The organism is Pseudomonas sp. MB-090624, from assembly GCF_003205245.1.
Taxonomy (GTDB): domain Bacteria; phylum Pseudomonadota; class Gammaproteobacteria; order Pseudomonadales; family Pseudomonadaceae; genus Aquipseudomonas; species Aquipseudomonas juntendi.
Map to the genome: position 1 here is coordinate 58112 of NZ_QJRK01000022.1, position 19868 is coordinate 77979.

Consider the following 19868-nt stretch of genomic DNA (forward strand, 5'->3'; position numbering starts at 1 on the left):
CGGAGCGCGCCTGGGGTTGGACTAGGCGTCGCTGCAATCGGCGGTTTCCTGCTGGCAATAAGCGCGCCAGGTGCGCACTGCATTCGTCAGAATGCTCGCAGGGCCTTGCACGGCGTGGTTTGGAGGGCATTCGGCCAGTAAGTGACCAAAAGGCCGTTAACAAGGCAGATTACTGAAATACCCACTTACAAACGCACCAAAGGTGCCCCTCGGTAACACCCGTGCACCGCTGCAATGCAAAAAAGTGCAACCCACAGGTACAACCAGGAATGCCGGATGGGTCTTCGCGGTCAAACCCGTGACTGCGAGGAGCGCGCAACCTGGAACGTCGGGTTTACCGGCGAATGGTCTAAAACCGCTTCCATGAGCTGCCCAAAGCTGGCACCATCGCGCCTTTTTTCATCAAGGCACTGGTGCTGGGCGACACCTTCGCAGACATCTGCGCGACGTTACGCTGTAGCGATGCGACAAACTGCCCCACCAGCGCCCACAGTCCCCGGCGACCCTGTTGGCCGTCATAATGCCGCTATGCTAGCTTGGCGCACGCCAGGAAGGCCGCCAACAGCTGGGAACGCACCCGTACACATGAGGACCGCACATGGCTCAGGCCACGCCCGCGCTGGAAATCCGCAATCTGCACAAACGCTACGGCGAGCAGGAAATTCTCAAGGGTATTTCGCTGACCGCTCGCGACGGTGACGTGATCTCCATCCTGGGGTCGTCAGGCTCCGGCAAGTCCACCCTGCTGCGCTGCATCAACCTGCTCGAAAACCCGCACCAGGGCGAAATCCTGGTCGCTGGCGAAAGCCTCAAGCTCAAGGCCGCCAAAAACGGCGACCTGATCGCCGCCGACAACCGCCAGATCAACCGCCTGCGCAGCGAAATCGGCTTTGTCTTCCAGAACTTCAACCTGTGGCCGCACATGTCGATCCTCGACAACATCATCGAGGCGCCACGCCGTGTACTCGGCCAAAGCAAGGCCGAGGCTGTAGAAGCCGCCGAAGCGCTGCTGAACAAGGTCGGCATCTACGACAAACGCCACAGCTACCCCGCCCAGCTTTCCGGTGGCCAGCAACAGCGCGCCGCCATTGCCCGTACCCTGGCCATGAAGCCCAAGGTCATCCTGTTCGACGAGCCAACCTCGGCGCTCGATCCGGAAATGGTCCAGGAAGTGCTTAACGTTATCCGCGCACTGGCCGAAGAAGGCCGTACCATGCTGCTGGTGACGCACGAGATGAGCTTCGCCCGCCATGTGTCCAGTGAAGTCGTCTTCCTGCACCAGGGCCTGGTAGAAGAACAGGGATCGCCGCAACAGGTCTTCGAAAACCCGACCTCGGCGCGTTGCAAGCAATTCATGTCCAGCCACCGCTAACGGAGCAATACATGCACACCTACAAGAAGTTTCTCCTGGCAGCTGCTGCCACGCTGGTGATGTCGGCGAACGCCATGGCCGCAGAAAAACTGCGCATGGGTATCGAAGCCGCCTACCCACCGTTCAACAACAAGGATGCCAGCGGTAATGTGGTCGGCTTCGACAAGGACATCGGCGACGCCCTGTGCGCCAAGATGAAGGTCGAGTGCTCGGTCGAGACCTCCGACTGGGACGGTATCATTCCGGCCCTCAACGCCAAGAAGTTCGACTTCCTGGTGTCGTCGTTGTCGATTACCGACGAGCGCAAGCAGGCTGTCGACTTCACCGACCCGTACTACTCCAACAAGCTGCAGTTCATCGCACCGAAGAACGTCGACTTCAAGACCGACGAGGCCTCGCTCAAGGGCAAGGTCATCGGCACCCAGCGCGCCACCCTGGCGGGCACCTACCTTGAAGACAACTACCCGGGCGTAGACGTCAAACTCTACGACACCCAGGAAAACGCCTACCTGGACCTGGTGTCCGGCCGCATCGACGGCATCCTGGCCGACAAGTACGTGCAGTACGAGTGGCTGAAAAGCAAAGACGGCTCCAACTTCGAGTTCAAGGGCGAGCCGGTCATGGACAGCGACAAGATCGGCATTGCCGTGCGCAAGGGTGACACCCAGCTGCGCGACAACCTGAACAAGGCCCTGGCAGAAATCAAGGCCGACGGCACGTACAAGAAGATCAACGACAAGTACTTCCCGTTCAGCATCGAATGATCCGCCCTGACCTGCGCGCCCCTGCGGCGCGCAAGTCCCTAGAATGACCTGCCCATGAATATCGACCTGCACGGATTCGGTCCGGCCATGATGGCCGGCACACTGATGACCGTAAAACTGGCGCTATGCGCCTTGCTGCTGGGCCTGGTTTTGGGCCTGCTTGGCGCCCTGGCCAAGACCTCTTCGATCAAGCCGCTGCAATGGCTTGGCGGTTTCTACTCGACCCTGGTGCGCGGCGTGCCCGAGCTGCTGTGGGTACTGCTTATCTATTTCGGCACCGTCGGGCTGATGAACACCCTCGGCGAAGCCCTGAACATGCCGGGCCTTGAGCTCAGCGCCTTCGCTGCGGGGGTGATTGCCCTGGGCCTGTGCTTCGGCGCCTACGCCACCGAAGTGTTCCGCGGGGCGATCCTGGCGATCCCCAAGGGCCACCGTGAAGCCGGCCTGGCGCTGGGCCTGTCCAAGGGCCGCATCCTGTCGCGGATCATTCTGCCGCAGATGTGGCGCATCGCCCTGCCCGGCCTGGGCAACCTGTTCATGATCCTGATGAAAGACACTGCCCTGGTGTCGGTGATCGGCCTGGAAGAAATCATGCGCCACGCGCAAATCGGCGTGACCGTGACCAAGGCACCGTTCACCTTCTACATGGTCGCGGCCTGCATCTACCTGAGCTTGACGGTCATCGCCATGACCGGCATGTACTTCCTGGAAAAACGCGCCGCTCGCGGCTTTGCGAGGGCCGAATAATGAACTGGGAAGTCATCTTCAAATGGCTGCCACGCCTGGCTGAAGGCGCCGTGCTGACCTTGGAGCTGGTGGCCATTGCGGTGGTTGCCGGGTTGATCCTGGCCATCCCCCTGGGCATTGCCCGTTCCTCGCGCCGCTGGTATGTGCGCGCCGTGCCGTTCAGCTATATCTTCTTCTTCCGTGGCACGCCGCTGCTGGTACAGCTGTTCCTGGTGTACTACGGCCTGGCGCAGTTCGATGCCGTGCGCTCCAGCGCGCTGTGGCCGTACCTGCGCGATCCGTTCTGGTGCACGGTGCTGACCATGACCCTGCACACGGCGGCCTACATTGCCGAGATCCTGCGTGGCGCCCTGCAATCGATACCCAAGGGCGAGATCGAGGCGGCACGGGCCCTGGGCATGTCGCGAGGCAAAACGCTGTTCTACATCATGCTGCCGCGCGCTGCGCGCATCGGCCTGCCGGCGTACAGCAACGAAGTGATCCTGATGCTCAAGGCCAGTGCCCTGGCCAGTACCGTGACCCTGCTGGAACTGACCGGCATGGCCCGCACCATCATCGCGCGCACCTACCTGCCAGTGGAGATATTCTTCGCGGCCGGGGTGTTCTACCTGGCGATCTCGTTCTTGCTGGTGCAAGGCTTCAAGCTGCTGGAGCGCTGGCTGCGCGTGGATGCCAGCCAGGGCCGTTGATCGCTCACCGACTGCTTCGCGGGCACGCCCGCTCCTACAAGGTATAGCGCCATATTCAAGGCTGGCGCTGTACTAGTGGGAGCGGGCGTGCCCGCGAAGAGGCCCTTAAAACCTACACACATCTACCCATGGCCAACTACCTCCACAGCGACCAGCTAAGCACCCGCTTCCAGGCCCTCGACCAGTTCCTGATCGAGCACCAACAGCTGTGGAAACCGCGCCCCTTCACCACCCTGCAACTGGACTGGGAAACCACCCACCCCGAGCTCGCCGCCCACTTGCGCAAGTCCTCCCTGGCAGATGCAGAACACCCCGACGCTGCCGATGTGTTGCCGGCCCCGTTCCCGCAACTGGCCCGGCAAGCCGAACAGCTATCCGCCCTGGGCAACCTCCCGGCAACTGACCTGCCCCCCGCCGCCCACCGCTTGGACGTAGCGGTCCCCGGCCGCAAGTGGCAGCAGATCGAAGCCTTCGCCAGCCACCTGGCCTTCCGCAACCAGCCCCGCCACTGGCTGGACTGGTGCTCGGGCAAAGGCCACCTCGGCCGCCGCCTGCTGCAACCCGGCCAGCAACTGACCTGCCTGGAATACGATGCCGAGCTGGTCGCCGCTGGCCAAGCCCTGAGTGCGCACCATCACCTGCCAGCCATGCACGTACACCAGGACGTGATGGCCGGCGACAGCGCCCGCCACCTTGATGGTGCAAAAAGCGTGGTTGCCCTGCACGCCTGTGGCGACCTGCATTTACGCCTGTTGCAGCTGGCCAGCCAGCAAGGTTGTCGGCAACTGGCCGTGGCGCCGTGCTGCTACAACCGGATCGCGCAGCAGCAGTACCAGGCGTTATCCACAGCCGCGCAAGCCTCCCGCCTGCAACTGTCGCTGGACGACCTTGGCCTGCCCCTGAGCGAAACCGTGACAGCCGGCGCCCGCGTGCGGCGCCAGCGCGACGCCTCCATGGCCCGCCGCCTCGGTTTCGACTTGCTGCAACGCCAGCAACGGCAACATGACGAATACCTGCCCACACCTTCCCTGCCTGTGGCCTGGCTGGAGAAGCCCTTCGAGCACTACTGCCGTGACCTGGCGCAGCTCAAAAACCTGCCGCTAAGCGGCAACCCTGATTGGGCAGCGCTGGAAGCCGCAGGCTGGCAACGCCTGGCCGAGGTACGCAACCTGGAGCGGGTGCGTAACCTGTTCCGCCGGCCGTTGGAGCTGTGGCTGGTGCTCGATCGCGCCCTCTTCCTGAAAGAGCAGGGTTTCGACGTGCGGCTGGGGCTTTTCTGCGACTATCCACTGACCCCACGCAACCTGTTGATCCTTGCTGAACGCGACCGTTAGCCGCAGCACAACCTGTGGATAACTCTGTGAACAAGCTTGTGATTACCTGTTGGAGCCAAGCGCTATTTCAAACGCTTGGCTTATTCCGCCGCGCACCTGCAGCCCAGCAAAAACAGGCATTTGCGCAAAGACAGGCGGTGTTGCGATGCGGCATGGCTTTCGCTAAAGCTGCGAATGCCACTTGTGCATAAACATTTCTTGTGGTTAGCACAGAGAGCGTTTGCGGGGCCCTAGTGCGCCTTGTTCTTGGCGATCTCGATATCGTTCATCAGCGCCTTGGCCATGTCGCACAGGTAATCGGCAGCACCCAGGAATTTATGGTCGTCTTCCATATCGCCCTCACGGACCAAGTGCTTGATGTAGCCCATCAGGATGGAGACATGCTCATAGGCGGCATCGACCGGGATACCGGGCTCGACGCGGAGCAGATTGAGGGAGGGGTTGCCGGCGGGGAGGAAGGTTTCTACGCCTGCGGTGGTGATGGGGTCAGTAATTTCTTTCTTCATGGCAAAACCTTATTCGGGGAAAAGGGACTGCCAAAAATCTTTCTCACGGATTTCAGGTGGCAGCCGTACGCGGGGTGAGAAACCGGTCGAATAAGGAAGCCCGGCCAGACCGAAGTCTGCCCACGTACGGCCGCCATAAAGGGGTAGCGCATTATTCGAAGCAGGGTTCTCACACCCGGTCGCCTGAGCGACCCGGAAACGTTATCCGTGAGCCATTTTCCCGACAACAGCGATACTTCGGCGGCGCGCGTAGGATACGTCTGAAGCCTACAGATCCTGAAGCCTTCAGGTCCCAGGTTCAGAATTTTCGTACCTGCAGGCTAATCGATAAGTGTAGGAGCGGGTTCACCCGCGAAGAGGCCCTCCCAGGCAACCCCATGCTAAACCCACCCTCATCGGTGTATCATCCGCGCCCCAAATCATTAAAAAGTGAATCGCGCGCTGCCCAGCGGCCCTGCGATCTTCTGGCATTGCGCCAGATTCGACATTGGACCCACCCCATGCCACTAACCAAGCCCCTCGCCCTGCTCAGCTTCGCCCTGGCCCTGACGGCCTGCTCCCAACACCCAGCGTCGCACCCCAGCGACAACCTGGGCTGGAACCACCCCGGCATGCAGCTGGGCGGTGACAACGGCCTGCCCATGCGCACCGAAAGCCCCTGCCGCAAGCGCGGCTGCGACAACGACAAGCTGTTTTTCAACCCAGGTAAAAGCGAGCCAAGCGTCACCACCCTGCACCGCGGCTGGTAAGAAATTTCTTCTTTTAGGTCGGTGACTTAGCTCTTTTACGAACAATCGCAACGAAGTGGTTTACAGGCGCCAACCGATCGCTATAATGACGCCCCATTGCCGGTATAGCTCAGATGGTAGAGCAACTGACTTGTAATCAGTAGGTCCCGGGTTCGATTCCTGGTGCCGGCACCATTCAAGGTTCCAGAGAAAGCTTTCAAAATCTCTGGAACCCCCGAAAAACCCGCCTTCTGGCGGGTTTTTTCGTTTTGGCGTTCCGTCGGATTCCGAGGGTAGCCAGCGCTAATAAGGGTACTTTTAAGGATACCTACCAATTCGACATTGGAAAGTACCCTTATGGCTCGCACAACAGCTCCCCTTACCGACAACGCCTGCCGCACTGCAAAGGCTCGCGAACGTGAGTACAAGCTTTTTGACGGCGATGGCCTTTACCTGCTCGTGAAGCCCAACGGTCGCAAAGGCTGGCGGCTCAGGTATGTCAAGCCCGATGGTCGCGAGGGCCTGACCTCACTCGGCAATTACCCGGTGGTCGGGCTGGCTGACGCTCGCCACAAGCGCTTCGAGCTCAAACAGCAGCTCGCCAACGGCATTGACCCCATCCAATCCAAGCAGCAGGCCAAGGTGCAAGCCGTAATCAATGGCCGTACCTTCGAAAGCGTCGCGCTCGATTGGTATGCCGGGATGGTGCCCAAGTGGGCGCCGGGGCACGCCAAGACTGTGCTCAGCCGGTTGAAGACTCACGTATTCCCTTTGCTCGGTGCCAGGGCAATCGCTGAGTTGGACACCCACGACCTCATGCAGCCACTGGAAGCCGTGACGAATCGCGGCACCATCGACGTGGCGCTCAGGATCAAGAACTACCTGCAAAGCATCATGCGCGAAGCCAAACGGCTGCGGCTGATCACCGCGAACCCGGCTCACGACCTCGACGGCTCGATCAGAGCACCACGGGTTACACATCGACCCGCACTACCCTTATCGCGGCTGCCAGAGCTGCAAGCACGCATCGACGACTACAAAGGTCGTCCACTCACACGCCTTACCGTGATGCTGTCGCTGCACGTGTTCGTACGCTCCAGTGAGCTGCGCTTCGCCCGCTGGAACGAGTTCGACCTCAATCGCGGCATCTGGGAGATCCCCGACACTCGCCCGGCGCTCGACGGCGTACCGTTTTCCACAAGGGGTACGAAAATGGCCGGAGACATTCACGTTGTACCCTTATCGCCGCAGGCAGTGGCCTTGCTTGAGCAAATCCACGCGATCACGGGCAAGTTCGACCTGGTGTTCGCGGGAGATGCCAAACCGTGGAAACCGATGTCCGAGAACACGGTGAATGCCGCGCTCAGGACGATGGGCTACGACACCAAGGTGGATATCTGCGGCCACGGGTTCCGAGCCATGGCGTGCAGTGCGCTGGTCGAGTCCGGGCTGTGGTCAGAGACCGCCATCGAACGGCAGATGAGCCACAAGGAACGCAACAACGTGCGGGCCGCTTATACCCACAAGGCCGAGTTCCTCGAAGAGCGCCGGATGATCATGACCTGGTGGAGCCGGTTTCTGGAGGCGAACCGCGAGGGCCATGTGACGCCGCATGAGTTTGCCAAGCAGACGGGCGAGAACGTCACGCGCCTTCGCAGTGCCAAGAGGACCGAGTAACTCGCCGCACCACCGCATCAAACTCGCTGTGAAGTTACCCACAGCACCGCATGAAGCTCCTCCGCGCGGGTCCTTTCAAACGGGGCTGCAAAGCCGCCCCGTTTGAAAGGACCATACCTAAGAAAAAAAACGCTGGCACAGCGTACGTCTGTGGAAAACCACTGATGCCCACCGGGGGATAGTTTTATCCACAGGCGCTAAATCCCTGAAATCGCTTTGCTTGACGAATATTGTCCACAAGCGTAGACCGGGAGTTGCAAGAGCTGTCGATGACAGCACCCCAGGTGACCCGAACCTTAAAGGTCACGCCGCTCCCGCGGTGGTTCTCCCCAAGTACGATTCGCGTCCGGCAGCTCGTACGGTCACTACCCATGTGATGGATGCCAACTCAATATCGTTGCCCCTGCGGCAACCACCCTACCCATCTGCTTAGCAGCAACCTATCCGCTTGGCCATTTCGCGTGCGCCGACCTGCGCCCGTCTCTTTCACTGGAAAGAGACGGGCGCTCCTGACACTGCTGCAGCCCTGATCGCACATGGCTCAGCGGCAATTCCCCTCGTGACAATTGGCGTGACAAACGCCGATGTCACCAGCAACAGCCATGCAGATGATGGTGCCGCAGACCAGGGAATGGCCTGCACCTGACTGACAGTCAGGCATGCCCCGGTCATCGCATTGCTGCGTTCACCCGGCTCAGGATCTCTCGGCATTGGTCTCGTCAGCCAATGCAGCCTCCACCCGCCCACCGGTAACGGTGCTCAGGAGGCCAGATCATGAGATGCCCTTGCTCCCGGTCGTAAGGAGCCGCCAGTCCCGCGTTAGAGGACATCCCCATAGGTCGCAGGGGCCTTGATCCCTGATAACACTCAGCATTCTTGGCGGGATGACGTGGGGGCGAGGATCGGAGAGCGAAGATGAGGTGACCGACATGGCATTGGTGGGTAGGCGCGACGGCCGCAATTTCGGCTACGGCAGGCAACTGAGCTATGCAGGGCCGCAGGCACTGAAAGACATGTTCGGCGGTGGCCATTACGGAACGGTCAAAGCGCACTGTGACCGGTGGTTGGCATTCGTGAAGTGGTGCCGTTCCGAACAGGGGCCGGGTATCAATGATGCGCGGCAGATTGATCGGAAGGTGTTGGCCGACTATGCAGCATATCTGCGCGACACGGTTGAGCGCGGTGACCTCGCCGTCAGCACCGCGCAAAACCGGCTTTCCAGCGTCAACAGGATCATGGCGGCGCTTCGCGGTGATCAGTACGTGAAGTTACGAAGTCCGAGCAAGGCACTGGGCATGCAGCGCACCGGGATTCGCCAGTCGGTGCCGCAAGGCCAAGACCGCGAACAGGTTAAACAGATTGTCGATGCGCTCTGCCGTGATCATCAGCAGCGGGTCGCCGCGATTGTTCTGTTGACGCGCGCCACCGGCATGCGCTTGCGTGAGGCCATCCTGGCTGACCTGCCACGGCTAAGCCGTGAGGCTAACGATCTAGGCAAGATAAACATTCAGGATGGCACCAAAGGTGGCCGCGCGGGTGCCTCAGCGCCACGTTGGATTGCGGTGGATGACCATGTTCGAGGTGCGCTCGGATTTGCACGGCAGATGTCGCCTGCAGGTAGCAGCAACCTAATAGCGCCACATGAAAGCTATCTGAATGTTCTGCAAGAAATCATTCACCCCGCGCGGGCCATCCTGCATGCACACAACCTCAGAGGCTTCCATGAGCTCCGTGCGGCGTACGCATGTGAGCGCTATGAGCAAATCACCCAGCACCGGGCGCCTATCAACGGCGGCCAGTGTTGCCTGGTAGATAGATACCTTGATCGTGAAGCTCGGAGGCAAATCAGCAGTGAGCTAGGGCACGGTCGGATCGATGTGGTCGCGGCCTACATTGGAGGACGGACATGAGCAAGCCATTCGATATGGAGCTGTTCTTGGCTGGCGTGCTGATCGGATCGCGCGCGACGCGGCAACGTCATTTGCGGCAGGCGAAGCTTATCCAAGCTGAGATTGCAGATCGCTGGCAGCGAGAGACGCCTTGGGCCTGGCAAAAAAAACACTTATCTTGGTTTCTTGAGCATCGCCTATGTAGACACAGTGAGGCGACGCGGTATTACTACGTACTGACGGTACGGCTGATAGTTCGCCGCTTAAAAAAATCATGGAATTTCAAACTCTGATCGAGTGCGTTGCATGAGTGACTCAGCAATTTGCTTTCACAGGCTTTCGCTCTATTCAATGAAGAAGAAGCAATTAAGAACAATTTAATTATTCTGAAAAGTCGAACACTATCAAATAGCTTTAGCACCTAAAGCCACATAAAGGCCTACGCACCTGGATTACTCTCAATTCCGCCAAGGCGCACATTATAATCAGAAATAGACTTACCATTCAAAAATTAGGAGCAACGCTGAAGTATCAGACAACAAACGGAAACTAGCCAGCCACTAACACCTTAAAGCTTCCATACCAAGATCGGCCGAACTCTGCGCCCGGCCGATTCGCAGGCTTATCGGAACTGAAAAACCTACATCATTTGAAATATTAGAGAGCAGTCAGAATATCTCAACCCATAGATTCCCTAAGCGGCATAGACCTAAAAACAAAGTACCGAATACATGTCGATTCTTTTAGACCGCCAGCATCAATCATCCAAAGCATGACAAATGAGCCTTTAATGCATTATGAACAAAGACTTTGTTCTGGAAGAGAATCTCATCATCACCCCTGAAGGAGAAACGCATTCTTTCATGGTGCTCATCTATATTCCCTATAATTCCAACACGGAAAAGATCTTTTAGCACTTCACGAAGTGAAACTCGCTCCAGCAGCTTTTTCGTCTCATCATGTTCCAGCACTACAAGATCTGCCCTCTCACTTAACTCAGCAAATGTAGCTATTTGTTTGTATCCATAGAAAAGATATTTAATCCCTTCAACTTCAGCAGCCTTATATTTTGCCTTCAGTTCTTCTGCGAGCTCTACCCAAGATGCAGTGGAATATGCTTTGCGTATAGCTTCGAGAGCTTGCAAAGAAAAAGTTTCATCATCTGGATATTGGTCTTGCACAGTAATTAGCAAGCGCACTACATCACGAGGACGATACCATGAATTATGAAGAATATAGACTTGCGGACTTTGATTATTTATTTTTCGTGGAAAATAATGATTCCATAACTCTTGAGATGATAAGTCTACAAGTCCTGCTTCCTCGCGCGCATTGTTTATGCGCTGCCAGATAATATTCAATAGCGGCTGCTGTGTGGCATCAAGCCCGGGTCTATTCCATGATATTACAGACCCGAAATCAGCAATCGGCTTATTGATTTCCTTCCCCAATGCGTCCACAGCACTTAAGACTTCTGATCTGATGGCTGCATAGAGGCAGATTGGATAGCCTCTCGACTTACAAGTCGCGTTCAATCGCTCAATCGAGACAATCAGATCCCTAACTAAGCGAGCATCACGCTGGTACTGCTTGTTGCTAGCGTAATTCAGCTCGAGCTCGTCAAAAAAAACGTTCAACCGTCTTGCATCAGGCTCTAATTTCTGGAAGGCTTGATCGGCTCTACGTACAAGGTCGTTGAAATTAACCTTTGCTCGACCAGAGTCATCCCAATCAAATTCCAAACCTAACTTCGGCGACTGGCTTATTTCAACCGTACCTTTTCGAATATTAGGCACCAATCGCATAAGTCCAGATTTCTCTGGCTTAGCATCTGCTTCAGAAGTGACCAATGCAACAAACGTATTGAGCAATTCGTTATTCTGGAATGGTGAGCTGCCCTCTTGAATTAGAGAGGCAATTTTTCTATAGATAAACCAACGCCATACGGTCTCAAAATCATCGCCGTCATAAGCATCACTATTTTCTGCCACCACTTGAACCCTGGCTGCGCGAGCAAAATCCTTTCTCAAGTCTTCATCTACGTCTGATTTAAACAAAACGAAACTTGAATCTGAGTCGCCGGATTCCTCAAGCTTTAATGAGACATAGCGCAGAAGAGCTGTTTTCCCTGTGCCTTTTAATCCCACTATGTAATATTTTTTCTTATCGTAAAATTTTTCTATCGATAGCGCTGGCGGAACAACAAACGAGTTAACGAAACGTACGATTTCTTCAGGACTATTACTCAGCACCTCATTCTTAGCATCTGTGCTACCAAGAGGAATATCCTTTAGCTTTAGTACACCTGAAGTAGTCATCAAAAACTTCCTGTATATCCGATTTTAACTTACTGTAGAAAAATAGGTTATTGCCCAAACTGAGCAGCACGCTACTCGCAGCGCGCCTGAGCCATAAGAAACTATTTACCACACATCCGCCCTCGGCGCCAAGCATGCAGGAGAAATATTCCTGTTATTAGTGACTAACTGCTGTTCACAACGTTGCGGATAAATCTTCGACAAGGAGGACAGGTGAGGTCGCGCTTGTTCGCAATTGGCATTGCGTCTCCCATGTTCTATAAAATTGTTCATACCGGTCGCTCCGAGGCAACGCTGTCTATCCTTCTGTTGATGGAACTACATTGAGAGTAACTCCCGTAAATAGAGGTATCGCTCTCGTCTCACTAACAAGAGCATGAGTCAGTGGAAGTTAGCGGCGACTACAAAGGTCCGTTACTGAAATAATACAGGCGCACTGGTACAACCGGACGGTAAACTTCTGACCTTTGATATAATACCACTCGAGGAGGAAGATAACTTCTCTCGAAAGCTTACTGAAAATGTTAAGCAATACAAATAACGGATCGCCTGCGCCTCTAAAAATTACGATTACATATTATTCAATCTGACGGGCAGATCTCCACTCAAGCAGCCCCATTAGATGCGGGTGGACTTTTCACTCTCCTGCGAGCCAATGCAGATAACTGTAATGCAGTATTTTCTGTTAACTCTGAAAATAGTTGCATTGGGCGCGGGACGCCGACTGCAGAGCGGATCCCTACGGCTTCGGATAGGCTACATAGAGGATTGGAAGATGAGCTTGAAGTTCGAGAGTACAGACAGCGTGAGGCTGAGGCTGCTGCTATAAAGATAAATCCATGGGGATATTTTTAGGGGTAGAAATAGGTAACCGAAAGATAAAAAACATTATAAATCAGATAGTCACAACTATTTTCGACTCCTGGTGCCGTACCATACGAAGTACTCAAAAGGCTCACCGCAAGGTGGGCCTTTTTTGTTTCCAGCCCACGCCCCAGAGCCCCGCTCAACTCCCTTGATGCAGGAGCAACTGTCTTTCTCAAAATTTGAAAAGCCTGTGCGATTCATTGTGGGAGCGGGCTTGCCCGCGAAGCAGGCGACGCGGTGTCTGGCACCGGCTGCGCCGGTGTTCGCGGGCACGCCCGCTCCCACAGGAACCGTGTAATCGTCGAGTCCTGCATTTTGGCTGTTGATATACGCCCTCTTCGGCTGAGGCAACACCAGATCCAGCCAAGGCTCGCCATTCCTGAGCATGGCATTTAGTCGCACCAGGAAGATCCGCATGCAGGCCACGATAGCGACCTTGGCAAGCCGGGCTTCAAGCCGCCCCCCCCTGAAATAGCGCGTTTGCCTACGGATTTTCCGCTGTCGTGGTTGAAGCTCTCATAGAACGATACATAACTGCTTGATTTAGCAGGGGCCTTGTGGGAACGGGCGCGCCCGCGAACACCGGCGTAGCCGGTGCCAGCCACCGCGTTGGATTCTTCGCGGGCGCGCCCGCTCCCACACCGGCCGCGTCGCGCTTACGAATTGAGTTCTCTGCGCGACAGCGCAACTCGTAGGGCTGCGACGCAAGGCCGCCCCTGCATGTCAGAAGGCAGTGCTTACCGTCAGCGACAGGTTGCGCGGGTCACCGTAGATGCCGCCGGCATAGAACCCGTACTGGGTGTAGTAGTGCTTGTCGAACAGGTTGTTGGCGTTGAGGGTAACGCTGGTGGCATCGGTTACCTGGTACTTGGCCATGGCGTTCCAGATGGCATAACCCGACCAGTTCACATCGGTTGCACCGCTGCTCACGCCGTTGACCGGCTGGCCTGCAGGGCTGGAAATAGCGCGGATGTTGCTCTGCGCTGTTACACCGGCACCTACGGTCAGGCGGTCGAGCGGGCCGCTCAGGCGGTAGGTGGTGGAGGCTTTGAACAGGTGCGACGGGTCGCTGCGGCCGTCGCTGTCGACACGGCGGAAGTGCAGGTAGGTATAGCCGGCGTACACGTTCCATTCAGGCGTCAACGCGCCTGCCACTTCCAGGTCGATACCGTCGGTTTCCACACCCGAGCCGGCCTTGTAGGCGCTGGCACCGGTCGGGGTGGTCAGGTCGCCATCGAGCACGGCTTTGTTTTCCTGCTTGGTGCGGAAGTACGCTGCCGAGGCGTTCAGGCGGCCGTCGAACCATTCACCCTTGATACCCGTTTCATAGCTTTGCCCACGAATCGGCTCGACTTTGCTGCCGCTCACGGTTTCCGATGTTTGCGGGGTGAAGATGTCGGTGTAGCTGGCGTACAGCGAGTAGGTGTCGTTGAGGTCGTACACCGCGCCCAGGTATGGGGTGACGATGCCGTTCTCTTCCTGGCTGCTGCGCTCGCCGGCCACGCTACGGGTCACCGACGCGTAGTTGCTGGTGCGCACGCCGACAATCACCGACAGCGGGTCGGTAATGCTCAGGCGGGTAGCGGCGTACATGCCCTGCAAGCGCGTGGTGGTCTTGCTCTGCAGGCCGGTGCGCGAGGCGATGAGGCCGTAGTCGTCATCCACGCCGTTGTGCCAATCGGTGACCGGGAAACCGTTGTTGGCGCGGAACTGGCACCCCAACGCCGGTGCACTGGCCATGCCGTCGCCCACCATGGTGCAGGTGTACTGCGGCGACCAACCCACGGTGCGGCTGTCGTTATAGCCCACCATGGCCTGGTGGGTGCGGCCGAACAGCTGGAATGGGCCAGACAGGTCGATCTGCGCCGATTGCTGGGTGGTGTCGGTGGAGCTGTGCAGGCCGTTCAGTACGGCGCCGCTGCCATCCTGGTCCCAGTAGCCGCCATAGGTGCCGCGCCCTGCCGAGTTGACCTTGGCCAGGCCGCGGTGGTTGAGGGCTTCGGTGGTGGCCTGGGAGGCTTTCAGGTCCAGCGTCCAGTCGTTGTCGAAGCGGTGCTGCAACGAGCCGAAAGCGGTGCGGGTGGTGTACTCGCCAAAGCTCCAGCTGGGCACCACGTTGGTGCTGCGTGGCAGGTCGGTCTTGCTGCCGTCGCGGTACCACAGCGGAATGTTCGCGCCCCAGCCGCCACCCACCACCTTGTTGTACTCGTACTGGTAGCCGGCACCGAGGGTGGTGGCGTCGTCCAGGTCGAATTCGAAATTGGCCAGCGCCGCGCGGGAGCGGTCGGACTGGTTGTCGCGGAACGAGTTGGCGTCCTGCTGGGTCATCACGAAACGCGAGCGCAGGCGCCCGTCCTCGGACAGCGGCAGGTTGAGGTCGGCACCCAGGCGGCGTTTGTCCCAGCTGCCGTAGGTGGCGTAGGCGCTACCGCCAAAGGTCTTGGTCGGCGCCTTGCGGATCAGGTTGACGGTGGCCGAAGGGTCACCGGTGCCGCCAAGCAGGCCGTTGGCCCCGCGCACGATGTCGATGCGCTCGTACAGGTCCATGTTCAGGGCATTGCCGCTGCCGCTGAAGTCAGAACCGCCTTGGGTCTGCAGGCCATCGACCTTCCAGTTGCTGATCGAATAGCCACGGGCGCGGTAATCGGTACGCCCGCCCACTTCGGACTTGTTGGCCGTTACCCCTGGGGTGGTTTCCAGGGCCTGTTCGATGGTGTGGATGCCACGGTCTTCCATCTGCTGGCGGGTGATGGTGGTGACTGACTGCGGGGTCTGCCGTGGCGTCAGGTTCAGGCCGGTGGAGCTGCGTGTGCTCTCGACGGTGTAGCCCAGCTGGCCTGCAGCGTCGGCGGGCAGCAGCGCGCTGTCTTCGATTTGCGTGGCGTCCAGCTCCAGGGGTTGGCTGTCGGCGGCCATGGCACCACCACTGATAGCCACGGCAATGCAGAACGCCAGTGGCTTGAGGCGGTTGCCGTTTGCAAGGGTGGGGGTGAGCGCGTTCGGAATGCTGTAGGGATTCATTTGGGAAGGCTTCGTATTTGCAGATGATTTTTTGTTAGGATTCTAGGGATCGGCCCTCCCGGCGCCAGACCCGACATGTACGGGGATGTAATTGAATGTAATGAGCGCCCCTGGGCCTCACCCGACAGGTGTTTTCCGCATGAGCACGACCCTGCTGGTCGTCGACGATGACGACGAGATCCGCGAACTTCTTTGTGATTACCTGGCCGACGCCGGTTACAACGTGCTGGAGGCGGCCGACGGTGAGCAGATGCGCGCGCAAATGGCCAGGCACACGGTGGATCTGGTGGTACTCGACTTGATGCTGCCCGGCGAAGACGGGCTCAGCCTTTGTCGCCAATTGCAGGCCACGCCCGGGCTGGCGGTGATCATGTTGTCGGCCAAAGGCAGCACGCTGGACCGCATCATCGGCCTGGAAGTGGGTGCCGACGATTACCTGGCCAAGCCTTTCGAACCACGCGAGCTGATTGCCCGGATCAAGGCGGTGCTGCGTCGCCCGCAACGCCTGGAAACCCAGGCGCAGGGCACTGCAGAGGCCGATGCACAACTGTTCGCCGGCTTCCGCCTGGAGCACGTCAAGCGCCTGCTCACGCGCCCCGATGGCCAGACCCTGCCCCTGCCACGCTCCGACTACCGGGTGCTGCGCGAGTTGCTGGAGGCTAACAACCGCGTGGTCTCCCGCGACCAGCTGACGCGCAGCGCATTCGGCCGCGACCACCTGCCTGATGACCGCTCGGTGGACATGTGCGTCAGCCGCCTGCGCCAGCACCTGCGGCGCGCACCGGACGGGGCCGCGCAAATCCTCACCATCCGCAACGAAGGCTACTTGCTGACCATGGGCCAGCACCAGGCCGATGCCTGAGGTGCGCTGGCTTCGCCGGCTGTGGCCGCGCACCCTGTTCGGCCAGCTATTGCTGATCATGGTCAGCGGCACGCTGGTGGTGCAGCTGATGTCGAGCAGCATCTGGTTCGATGTGCGCTTCGCCCAGGTGTTCGAAGCCCCCGTGCGGCTGATCGCCGCGCGCAGTGCGCCCCTGATCGCCCGGGCCGACTGCCACGATGCCGCGCTGCCAGTGCCGGCTCATTACCAGGTGCGCTGTGCCGAGCACCTGCCCGAGCCAACGCATGATCAGCGCCGTGAGCGCCGGCGGGTCGAATTGCTGCTGCGCCAGGCCCTCAAGTACGAGCTGGGCCATGCTCAGGCGGTACGCCTGATGAATGTGCAACTGACCGACGCGTCGGGCCAACCGATAGTCTGGCGCAGCCTGTTCGGTTTGCGCACGGCCCAGGCCCATATGCAGTTTGCGGTGCCGTTGGCCGATGGCCACTGGCTTATCATCGAGGGCCAGGAGCTGCAGGGCTGGAGCGGCGAGTCGGCCTGGGTGCTGATCAGCGATTACCTGTTGCGGGTGTATGCACTGCGCATTGTCGCGGTGCTGCTGGTCTGCCTGATTGCCGTGCGCCTGTGCCTGCGCCCGTTGCAGCGCCTGGCCGATGCTGCCCGTGGCCTGGGCACCAATCTTGAGCAGCCGCCACTGGTGCTGGATGGCCCGCAGGAGGTACGCCAGGCTGCCCAGGCGTTCAACGCCATGCAGCAGCGCCTGATTGCCATGGTCAACGACAAGGCCTACTTCCTCGCCGCTGTGTCCCATGACCTACGCACCCCCTTGACCCGCATGCGCCTGCGCCTGGAGCGCTTGCCGGACGATGAACACCACCAGCGCCTGCGGCAGAACATCAGGCAGATGGACGACATGATCGGCCAGGTGCTCGACTACCTGCGCGCCGGGGAACAGCAGAACTTGCAGCAGGTGGACCTGGACCGACTGGTGGCACGCCTGTGCGCCGACCTGGCAACCGAAAAAGAGCCATTGCCAGTGCATGGCCAGGCAGGCGGCGTGCGTGTGGATGCGTTGCTGTTGCAGCGTTGCCTGCAGAACCTGCTGGTCAATGCACTGCGTTATGCCAAGGAGGTTTCGGTCACACTGGAACGGGCGAACAGCGGGGTGCTGATCCATATCGACGACCGTGGCCCGGGGATTGCGCCGGGGCTGCTGGCGACCATTACCGACCCGTTCGTACGCGGCGAAGGGTCGCGCAACCAGTCCTCCGGGGGATACGGGTTGGGGTTGAGCATTGCGCAACGCATCGCTGGCAGCCATGGCGGTGAGCTGCTTCTGATGAACCGCGAAGGGGGTGGATTGCGGGTTAGCGTGGTGCTACCGGGTTGAGCCGAATCCCGAGGGGGCGTGGCAGCTCGTTTTTGGGGTTGGGGCGCAGATCGCCGGGGCCGCGGTGCGGCCCTTTCGCGACACAAGGCCGCTCCCACAAGGGGCCCGGTTCGGGGCATGCCTGTAGGAGCGGCCTTGCGTCGCGATGGGCTGCAAAGCAGCCCCCAGCACCCTCAGCTCAGCATCAGAAGATGCTGATCGGGTACTCGACGAATACGCGTACTTCGTTGCCATCGTCGTTGTAGCCGTTCTGCTGTACGGCGTTGTTGGTACGCACGAACGAGCTACGCAGCTTGATGGACAGGTCTTTGGCCGGGCCGTCCTGCACCACGTAACGGACCTGGTTGAAGATCTCGCGTTCCTTGCCTTCGCCGAAGCCCTGCGGGTTGGCGTTGTTGCGGGTGTTGATGTTGTCACCCACTACGTATGCCAGCTTGTAGGTCAGGCCAGGGATACCGTAGGCACCGAAGTCCAGACCGTAGCCCAGCTGCCAGGAACGCTCGTCCTCGGCGTTGAAGTCGGACCAGTACGAGTTGGCCAGGTAGATGGTCGAACCACCGTCACCCACGCCGCCCTGGTTCTGGTACCAGCCGTAGTTGTAGCCGGTGCTGCCAGTGCTGCGCTGGTGGGCGAGGGTGAACGAGTGCGCACCATACGCGTAGGTGGCCGCCAGGCTCCAGATGGTGTTGGAGTCGCCGTTCAGGCCGGCGGCCTTGACGTACTTGTTGTTGATGTCCGACTTGTAGCCGTTGAAGTCCAGGGTCAGGGACTGGTCGCTGGCGATCGGGAAGACGTAGTTCAAGCCCAGGTAGTGCTTGCGCATCACGTCTTCGTTGTCTGCGGTGTACAGCGAGCCGGTGAAGTTGTCGCTGAACTTGTAGCTACCACCCAGCACGTTGATCGACTTCAGGCCACCACCATCACGACGCTCGGCGCTTTTGCGCGCTTCCTGGGTGAAGCGGCCGGCGTTCAGCTCCAGGCCCTTGATTTCCTTGGAGGTGATCAGGGTGCCGGTGAAGCTTTCTGGCAGCAGACGTGCGTCGTCGTACTGCAGCACTGGCAGTGCTGGCATCTGGTCACCGTACTTGAGCACGGTATTGGAAATGCGGAACTTCACGGCTGCGCCACCACGCGCCAGGTTGTGCGGCGAGCTGGCGTTGCCGTCGGCGTTGGTGGTTTCGTGTGGCTTGAAGAAGTCGACACCCGCGCCACCGTTATGGCCTTTGCCGCCATCGAGGCGCAGGGCATACAGGCCGAATGCGTCGACGCCGACACCGACAGTGCCTTGGGTGAAACCGGAGGAGAAGTTGCCGATGACTGCCTGGCCCCATTCGATCTGGTCGTCGGTGCCGTGCTTCTTGTCACGGTTGATGTAAGCGTTGCGCAGAAGGACGTTGGCGTGGCTGTCCTCGATGAAGCCCTTGCTCTCGGCCTGATCATTGGCCTGTGCCTGGGTCGCGGCGATCATCGCCAGGGCGACCAGGCTGATCCTGGTTTTCAACATGTTATTTTCCTTATCGCTTAATCAAAAACGCGCTGCAATACAACGCCAGGAACCAACGCCCCTTACGTAGGTTCGACGCTATGCGGATCCAGACTTGAAGGCCGGCCGGCAATTGCACGGGCGGCCTCTGGCAGCAGCATGGCCAACCGAAGTGGCCAGCAGGCGTTGGGCCGAATCCTAGCCGTGTGCGATTACAAATGTCAAAAAGTCGTGAAATGCAG

15 protein-coding genes, 1 tRNA gene and 1 pseudogene are annotated in these 19868 nt (G+C 58.9%); 12 read left to right on the forward strand and 5 right to left on the reverse strand.

Going from position 1 to position 19868, the window contains the following annotated elements:
* Nucleotides 1–598 precede the first annotated feature (598 nt).
* The 5 genes from DMX12_RS14045 (at nt 599) to DMX12_RS14070 (ending at nt 4906) form a co-directional block, all read left to right on the forward strand.
* Nucleotides 599–1372, forward strand: a complete 774-nt coding sequence (locus DMX12_RS14045) for an ABC transporter ATP-binding protein (protein WP_009682872.1) — start codon at nt 599–601, stop codon at nt 1370–1372.
* Nucleotides 1373–1383: 11 nt separating this feature from the next.
* Entirely contained in the window at nt 1384–2136 is a 753-nt protein-coding gene (locus DMX12_RS14050) for an ABC transporter substrate-binding protein (RefSeq protein ID WP_110678165.1), read from the forward strand.
* Between the two features lie 54 nt (nt 2137–2190).
* A complete protein-coding gene (locus tag DMX12_RS14055; RefSeq protein ID WP_009682870.1) occupies nt 2191–2883 on the forward strand; it encodes an ABC transporter permease in 693 nt (230 codons plus the stop codon).
* Entirely contained in the window at nt 2883–3572 is a 690-nt protein-coding gene (locus DMX12_RS14060; RefSeq protein WP_054905008.1) for an ABC transporter permease, read from the forward strand. The genes DMX12_RS14055 and DMX12_RS14060 overlap by 1 nt, the downstream gene beginning before the upstream one ends.
* Before the next feature lie 128 nt (nt 3573–3700).
* Nucleotides 3701–4906, forward strand: a complete 1206-nt coding sequence (locus tag DMX12_RS14070; RefSeq protein ID WP_110678167.1) for a methyltransferase — start codon at nt 3701–3703, stop codon at nt 4904–4906.
* Between the two features lie 230 nt (nt 4907–5136).
* Here DMX12_RS14070 and DMX12_RS14075 read toward each other — a convergent pair whose 3' ends face one another.
* Nucleotides 5137–5412: a DUF3077 domain-containing protein gene (locus tag DMX12_RS14075; protein WP_029885296.1), complete on the reverse strand. Its 276-nt coding sequence runs from the start codon at nt 5410–5412 to the stop codon at nt 5137–5139.
* A gap of 500 nt (nt 5413–5912) precedes the next feature.
* On the opposite strand from DMX12_RS14075, the gene DMX12_RS14080 reads away from it, so the two are divergent.
* The 5 genes from DMX12_RS14080 (at nt 5913) to DMX12_RS14105 (ending at nt 9999) form a co-directional block, all read left to right on the forward strand.
* Nucleotides 5913–6161, forward strand: coding sequence for a hypothetical protein (locus DMX12_RS14080; RefSeq protein WP_009682865.1), 249 nt, complete (start codon nt 5913–5915; stop codon nt 6159–6161).
* 98 nt (nt 6162–6259) lie between these two features.
* A tRNA-Thr gene (locus DMX12_RS14085) sits at nt 6260–6335 on the forward strand.
* Between the two features lie 162 nt (nt 6336–6497).
* Nucleotides 6498–7817, forward strand: coding sequence for an integrase arm-type DNA-binding domain-containing protein (locus DMX12_RS14090; RefSeq protein ID WP_063541515.1), 1320 nt, complete (start codon nt 6498–6500; stop codon nt 7815–7817).
* 929 nt (nt 7818–8746) lie between these two features.
* Complete coding sequence (locus tag DMX12_RS14100) at nt 8747–9727, forward strand: integrase domain-containing protein (RefSeq protein ID WP_063546592.1); 981 nt, start codon at nt 8747–8749, stop codon at nt 9725–9727.
* On the forward strand, nt 9724–9999 hold the full coding sequence (locus tag DMX12_RS14105; protein WP_081255175.1) for a hypothetical protein: 276 nt from the start codon (nt 9724–9726) through the stop codon (nt 9997–9999). Before DMX12_RS14100 ends, DMX12_RS14105 begins: the two co-directional genes overlap by 4 nt.
* Before the next feature lie 468 nt (nt 10000–10467).
* Here the strand turns inward: DMX12_RS14105 and DMX12_RS29000 are convergent, their stop codons facing one another.
* The 3 genes and pseudogenes from DMX12_RS29000 to DMX12_RS14130 form a co-directional block, all read right to left on the reverse strand.
* Complete coding sequence (locus tag DMX12_RS29000; RefSeq protein ID WP_146226828.1) at nt 10468–12024, reverse strand: P-loop ATPase, Sll1717 family; 1557 nt, start codon at nt 12022–12024, stop codon at nt 10468–10470.
* Between the two features lie 1203 nt (nt 12025–13227).
* A pseudogene (locus tag DMX12_RS30335) lies at nt 13228–13403 on the reverse strand (IS110 family transposase); the annotation flags it as partial.
* Between the two features lie 211 nt (nt 13404–13614).
* The gene (locus DMX12_RS14130) at nt 13615–15912 is read right to left on the reverse strand and encodes a TonB-dependent siderophore receptor (protein WP_110678171.1); all 2298 of its coding nucleotides are present in this window, start codon (nt 15910–15912) and stop codon (nt 13615–13617) included.
* A 139-nt stretch (nt 15913–16051) separates the two neighbouring features.
* Here DMX12_RS14130 and DMX12_RS14135 point away from each other — a divergent pair, with 139 nt between their 5' ends.
* Nucleotides 16052–16774, forward strand: a complete 723-nt coding sequence (locus DMX12_RS14135) for a response regulator (RefSeq protein WP_110678173.1) — start codon at nt 16052–16054, stop codon at nt 16772–16774.
* Entirely contained in the window at nt 16767–18143 is a 1377-nt protein-coding gene (locus DMX12_RS14140; RefSeq protein WP_110678175.1) for an ATP-binding protein, read from the forward strand. Before DMX12_RS14135 ends, DMX12_RS14140 begins: the two co-directional genes overlap by 8 nt.
* 184 nt (nt 18144–18327) lie before the next feature.
* Here DMX12_RS14140 and DMX12_RS14145 read toward each other — a convergent pair whose 3' ends face one another.
* Complete coding sequence (locus DMX12_RS14145; RefSeq protein ID WP_029885603.1) at nt 18328–19647, reverse strand: OprD family porin; 1320 nt, start codon at nt 19645–19647, stop codon at nt 18328–18330.
* Nucleotides 19648–19868 lie beyond the last annotated feature (221 nt).